The 6271-nt window shown below is 40.1% G+C and carries 5 protein-coding genes and 2 pseudogenes; 1 reads left to right on the plus strand and 6 read right to left on the minus strand.

All coding sequences use genetic code 11. The annotated features are described in order from the left end of the window. Window positions 1–108: 108 nt before the first annotated feature. On the minus strand, window positions 109–1782 hold the full coding sequence (locus H6G96_RS39855; RefSeq protein ID WP_206757701.1) for a hypothetical protein: 1674 nt from the start codon (window positions 1780–1782) through the stop codon (window positions 109–111). Window positions 1783–1795: 13 nt separating this feature from the next. Between H6G96_RS39855 and H6G96_RS40990 the strand changes: the two genes are divergently transcribed. Beyond that, complete coding sequence (locus tag H6G96_RS40990) at window positions 1796–1963, plus strand: hypothetical protein (RefSeq protein WP_206757702.1); 168 nt, start codon at window positions 1796–1798, stop codon at window positions 1961–1963. Between the two features lie 154 nt (window positions 1964–2117). On the opposite strand, the gene H6G96_RS39860 is transcribed toward H6G96_RS40990, so the two are convergent. The 5 genes and pseudogenes from H6G96_RS39860 to H6G96_RS43035 form a co-directional block, all read right to left on the minus strand. Next, window positions 2118–3881, minus strand: coding sequence for a ShlB/FhaC/HecB family hemolysin secretion/activation protein (locus H6G96_RS39860; protein WP_199339883.1), 1764 nt, complete (start codon window positions 3879–3881; stop codon window positions 2118–2120). Continuing rightward, window positions 3871–4368, minus strand: coding sequence for a hypothetical protein (locus H6G96_RS39865; protein WP_190920069.1), 498 nt, complete (start codon window positions 4366–4368; stop codon window positions 3871–3873). Before H6G96_RS39865 ends, H6G96_RS39860 begins: the two co-directional genes overlap by 11 nt. A 41-nt stretch (window positions 4369–4409) precedes the next feature. After that, window positions 4410–4652, minus strand: a complete 243-nt coding sequence (locus tag H6G96_RS39870) for a hypothetical protein (RefSeq protein WP_190920077.1) — start codon at window positions 4650–4652, stop codon at window positions 4410–4412. Window positions 4653–4665: 13 nt separating this feature from the next. Next, window positions 4666–5133: pseudogene (locus tag H6G96_RS39875) on the minus strand (DUF928 domain-containing protein); the annotation flags it as partial. Between the two features lie 62 nt (window positions 5134–5195). Further along, window positions 5196–6128: pseudogene (locus H6G96_RS43035) on the minus strand (CHASE2 domain-containing protein); the annotation flags it as partial. Between the last annotated feature and the right edge of the window lie 143 nt (window positions 6129–6271).

Below are 6271 nucleotides of genomic sequence, written 5' to 3' on the forward strand. Positions count from 1 at the left end.
TGCTGCATCATAAGCGTTCCAATTCCGAACTTTATACTGGGCTTTCGTCTTCATCGTTGGGCTAGGCGGCAAGAGAATATAGGCGATAGGTAAAATTTACCATTTTCCTTATTCACGCAACAACGCCAAATCTTTCTGTAGTTCTTCTACAGCTTTTTCTAATACATCCTTAGAGACTTTAGTTGTTTTACGGTAGATTGTATCTTGCCCTGGTAAGCGAGTAATAATTTCTAGTCGGTTATCTAAGATGATTGGATAGATAACAGCTGTGGATATTTCTTTTTCAAGTAATTGATCAAGGTCAACTCTTGGTACCAAACAAGGCGAACGAAAAAAGTTATCTAATTCTGCTAATTGGAGAGATTCAATTACCTGACGAGCTTGAACAAGATTATCTGGCTTTTTAATTGGATTCTCTTGAAGTTGCAACAGTAAATCAACGTACTGTCGATATACAGGTTCTATACTTTCGCGGAAAGAAAATTGTACGTCAGGATTAATTGCAACTAAATCGTTACGAAGAGATTTGAGGGCGTTATAAGCTCGACTATAAGCATCTGTTGCTGCTGGGATATTAGATTGCTTTTGTAGTATTCGTCCCATTTGCCAATGCCATTGATAAGCAATGTCTTGGGCATTAATGGACTCAGCTTGTACCAATGCTTGCTGTGTAAGACCTTTGGCATCAGATAACTGTCCAGTTTGTTCGTACAGTTCGCCAAGAATACCAAGGGCATAAGATTCGGTTCGTTGATCTTTTAAGCTCTTAGCCACTTGCACAGCTTGCGCTAGCATTTTAGCAACATCTTTTGGCTCAACCGAGTTTTGTTTCATTTTGCTCAGACTTTGAGCAAAATTAATCCGGTAGTTAACAGCCGTGCGACTTGGAGGCAAATTGTCTATCTGAGACTGAATTTGGGGCAATAATGCCTTTGCTGTGCTAAATTCCTCTTGCTCTACCAATAGTCTTAATAAATTCAGTTGAGCTTGCAGGCGCACAGTAGGTGTTGCAGATGCAATTAGAGCCGCTTGCTGATAGTATTGAATTGCTGTTTTAGTGTAATCCTTGGCGTTGCTTGAGTTACCCAAACTAAGTTGAGCGGATGCTTGAGCGCGGGCTGTATTACCTAAACTAAGTAAAGCATTGCTTTGAGCGATGGCGTACTTGTCCGCCGTAGGCATCGCAGTCCCTACTTTCCCAGCCACATAATAACTTTCTTCTAGGACTTTCTGCGAATCGTTTAGATAACCCAAACTTCGCAGGATATTCCCTAAGCTATACAATCCTGTGGCTTTGAGAGGAGACTCTGGTTGTTTTTGAAGAATTTCTCGTACCGAGGTTAAGCTTTTATCTGCTTGGAGATAATTTCCCATAGCTTGCATTGCTTGGGCTTGGTTGATGTGATTGCGAATCAGCGCTGAGATATCATCTAAGTGTTGATAAATTTTAGCTGATGATTGCCAAGTACTTAGGGCTACTTCAGTTTGTCCCTGTGCTAACTCCAGCCCACCTCGAACATCTAAAGCTTGAGCAAAGACTTGCGATTGCTCTTGTGAAGAATCTGAATCTTCTAGACTTTGTAATAATTTAATAGTTTGTGAAATGGCTTCATTCGCTTGTTGCCATTGTCCTAACTGTTGATACGCTAAGGAAAGGTTAGTCAAAGCTATAGCTTCATTCAATACATTGTTAGTAGCTTTAAATTCGTCTGCTGCTTTTATTAGAAGTTGTACTGCTTCTGTAAATTCTCCCCCTTCATAAAGTGCTTGACTTTGCTGCACTAAACTAAAATTTTTGGTTTGGTTAACAGCAGGTTTTGTTGCTACAGCAGGAAAATATAAAACTTTAGATTTGGCAAAGGCTGCTGTAAAAAAAATAGAAGAATCGAAAATAACAGATGAAAAGATACAGAAAAGTATAGTCAAAAATGATAATAGCAAGTATTTTAAAAACTTCATATAAATTACAAAATTTATTTTGTATTTGTTCATAATAATTAATCATAAAAACTATGTAGTACTATGTGTGGCTTTGGATGAAGTTGTAGCTACAACATGGCAATAGTTGTTGTAAATCGGATATTTTTCACGCAACGCATTAGCTCCTTTGTGTAAGGTTAAAACGGATTATATTGTACAAGAAAATATAAACCATTTTCTTGCCATGTATTACCTTGAGTATCAACAGAAAATAAAGGAATACCCCACTCAATACCAGCAGTAAAATTACTACCCTGTAACCACCGCAAACCTAAACCAACAGCAGCTAGAGTGTTAGTATCATCTCTACTTGACGAATTACTCCAAGCAGTACCAACATCAACAAATGGTGTAAATTGTAGAACTCCCTTCCAGCGAGGCACACGCAGAATCGGTAGTCGTAATTCAGCAGAAACAAGAGCGCCATTATCTCTCAACAGCAAATCTTGACGGTATCGCCGAACACTATTTACACCACCTAAACCAAATTGTTCTGAGGTTAAAAGCTTTGTGGAAGCTAATTGCACATCGCCACGAATCAAAAGTAGGGTATCAGGAGCTAATAAGCGTACCCATTGTGCTTGCCCCCGCCAAGCGAAAAAACGGCTATCAGGGTCGGTATAATTGATTGTGGCATTGAATGCACCAATTCCAAAACTAAATTGAGAACGAGCGGCAATTACTTCTTGGCTATTGCGGGAAGTCCAGTCTTGAAAGAATCGCAAAGCAGATACACGAGTGTTTCCTTCTGCATCAGCCCCCGGCGAAAGTAGAGAAAGGGGAACATCCTCCTGTTCAAACACAGAAGAGGAAATCTGACTTTCTCTATGATAAGCAGCGATTCCAAGAGCGAATTCTTGGTTAAGAGTTTGGAGTAGTGGCTGGCGGAATGTGAGTTCGTAACGTTGGGGGGTTGATTCAATATCTAAGATACCAAAAGGTTTTTCAATGACATTCTCTGGTCTGTTGCCATAGCGGAAGGTAAAAGTGCCATTGCGGGGATTGAGGGGTAAGCTGTAACTGACATCTATACTATTACTGCCATCAGTATTACTGTATGTTAACAATATACTATCTCCAATCCCCAGTAAATTAGATTCCTTAACTTGGAGTTGGCGACGAAAGCTACCCGATTGGGGGGGAGGACGATTGTCCAGTACTATTTTTGTACTGAATGTATCTGCCTCAGTTATCTTGATGGACAGTAAACTAGTATTGGTTCGTGAGCCAGCAAACAGTTTAGCAGACAAACTTTTAATTAAAGGATTAAGCTGCAATAGTTGTAGGGACTCTAAGAGGCGTTTTTGATTCAAAGGGTTGGAAGCGCCATTAGCGATAATACGACTGCGAATATAATTTGGATTGAGTCGCCTAGTACCAGTGATCTGGATATCCTCTAATTCGCCTTCAACTACCTGTATTTGGACAATACCGTTTTTGACAGTTTGTTCAGGAATATAAGCACCAGAAGTAATGTATCCCTTTTGATTATAGAATTCGATAATTTTGGAACGAGCTTTTAATAATTGTGCAAAAGTAATCGGCTTGTTGATAAAGTCCTTAAGTACCTCATTCAACTTCTTTTGGCTAAAAACCGTACTACCAACTATCTCAAACTGTTTAACAGTGAAAGTGTAAAGAATTTCAGGGAGTAGTTGCTCTAGTGTAGGTAGCCCTTGATCTGGTTGGAGTAATTGGGATGGAGGGGGTAGTTGCAGTGCTGGAGACGGTGGTGTTGGTTGTGTTGTGGCTGGTGTTTGGACATCTTGCACTTGCCCAAGCGGCCCAAGCGAGGGAGAATTGTTTTGAGGTAACAGCGCCTCACTAGGTGTAGTTGTGATGCTGTTAAACAACATCAGCAAACAGGACACAGCAAAGGTATGAGTAGCTTTATCTACCATAACACTGCATGGGCTTTTGCCTGGAAGTATAATGAGTAAGGGTGACTGGATTAGCACTAAGAACTATTTGTCCAAACACATTTAGCGTCACTCCTGTGGCTTCAACAATACGTTTAGGAGTGGAGGTAGTTGGTTTAATACTGACAGGTGGTAGGGAACGCTTCTTGTTGCTGGGTTTAACAGACACCCAATCTATTCGGGTTGCTTCAGGAGTGAGAATATCTTTTGGATTGGGTGGTAAACCGCCGCGTCCGACATTCACAAAAGAGCTTTGAGCGTAACCAGGAGTGTAGCAACTTGGGCCAAAAGTAATTTCATTCGGGTTGAGAAAAAACAAGTTAGGAGAGCCATTGTCTTCAATTAAATCGTTGCCAATCGAGGGAAGTTGAGATTGAGCAAAAGCACGTCCTTGCAAAGAAAAAATAAACATACCCGTCAAAATCAGAGAACTATACCAAAATCGCCAATTTTGAATTATGCCTGACATAACACCCTCAATTAATCAGTCATTTGACCGTGTAACTAGTCTTATAAAGCAGCACCGTTAGGAAGGACAAGAAACTCCCCAAAGCTGTGAAACAAATTACTTCCTGCTTGCGTTCCTCCAGTAATATTGAGGGTGCTGCCATCTGTTGTAACGATGGAATTGTTAGGCAAAGTGCCATCTGGAGCAATTTGAGCGAAAACATGCTCTTGCGAAGAAGCAATCAAAAGGCTGCCCATCGCCAAACTACAATACCAATATCGCCAATCTTGAGTTATCCCTAACATTGTACCCACCTGATTACTCGTCTGATTTTGTCAATTTTAACTCGTTGTAATGCTGTACAATTGGCTCTTTAGCAATATCTTGCAAGCCAATGGCATTTAATAAGTCAACCCAATCTTTATTAAGAGTTGCATCCTGCGAATTAGCGCGGCGCAGTTGGCCTAAATTAGTTAGGGCATCGTACCAAATATTATTAGCGCTATAAGCAATGTACTCCCTTGGCTTCGCTGCCTTTAATTGACTATCAAGAACCTGAGTCAGCACCTGCCTTTGCACAAACCCATCTACATAAAAATTGTCAGATGTTTTTCCTACATCACCACAATAAATATGAAAGTACCAGTGATATTTTTTATCTGCTTTTAAGGAATATTGCGGTTGTGGTGGTGGAGTAATGCTAATAACACCAGGTTTTCCAGACAGAGTAAGAGGTGTTCGATAGACATTTTGTACTTCTCTACCATCCTGCATATGTAACACAAATTCTGCGGAACGGGCAGTCTCTGGTAGTTCAGGAACATAAAACTTAACCGTTCCTTTGGAACTCCATCAGGTGACGGAATCCCATCGCTATCACCATCATCATCAGTTGTAGCAACTTTGCACACAAAAAATAGACGATTATCCTGGCTAAAACGAGTGGCTAAATTTGGATATTTAGGATCTACAGTTCCATCACGGTAAATATCTAAACCGATAGTTCGCGGTTGGTACTTATTTAATTTATCTAATAATTGAGCAAGGGCTTGGTCAGATAACGACCATCGCATTTGCATCCCTTTATTGATTTGGTACTGAATATCTGCTTCATCAATAGTAATAATCAAAATCCGTTCATCAGGTTTTTCAGTTACAAGCTGCGATCGCAGTTGCATAAAATGGTCAAACCCTTGTAATTCCGATGTTTGTAAATAACCCCAATACCGCACCCCCATAACCAAACTTGTTACCAAAAAGCTTGCCAGCAATATTGTCAAAACACTCTTGGTAGTGATCATCTTTCGGTGTAACTGCCAAGTCATTGGCGCTTCCAAAGGATTTTGACAAATTACTGGTAACCAAGTTGCACAAGGATATTCATCTTCTATTCCTTCAAGCCTTTTTCTCGCCTCGCGCAGGGCAGAATATAAAGGTCGTCCGCTAGAAAATTCTGTTAAAAAATGTTTTAAAAATTCCTGTGCTACCAAGTCTGGGACTGGTTCGCGCATGACAATGACTTGGGGAATGTGTAAATCCTCTAATGCTTCTGCTAACCCTAAGCCATCACAGGAATTGAAAATTGCCAAACGCAATCCACTCTCAATTGCTTTTGTGAGTCCATGTTTTAATCTATCTAGAGTAATTGTCGTAGTTGGATTAATTTGCAGAACTCCTTTTTCTTGACTATAACTATGTCCGGCAAAAAATAAAATATTCCAACCTTGATCCCAAAGTTCATTACTTAATTCCTTTCTTTGTGGTTCAAGGAGAAACTTTATTTTAGCTTGGTTTGATGTATCGGCTCAATAAGTCGGGGTAACGAATAAAAGTAAGAAGAGTTGCTAGCATCCGATTTCATGAGAGCTAACTATATTGTTCTAACGCAGGCATTCTATTTGAATGCAAACGCTTTACTATAAAG

The sequence above is a fragment of the Nostoc sp. FACHB-892 genome (genome assembly GCF_014698795.1).
Taxonomy (GTDB): domain Bacteria; phylum Cyanobacteriota; class Cyanobacteriia; order Cyanobacteriales; family Nostocaceae; genus Nostoc.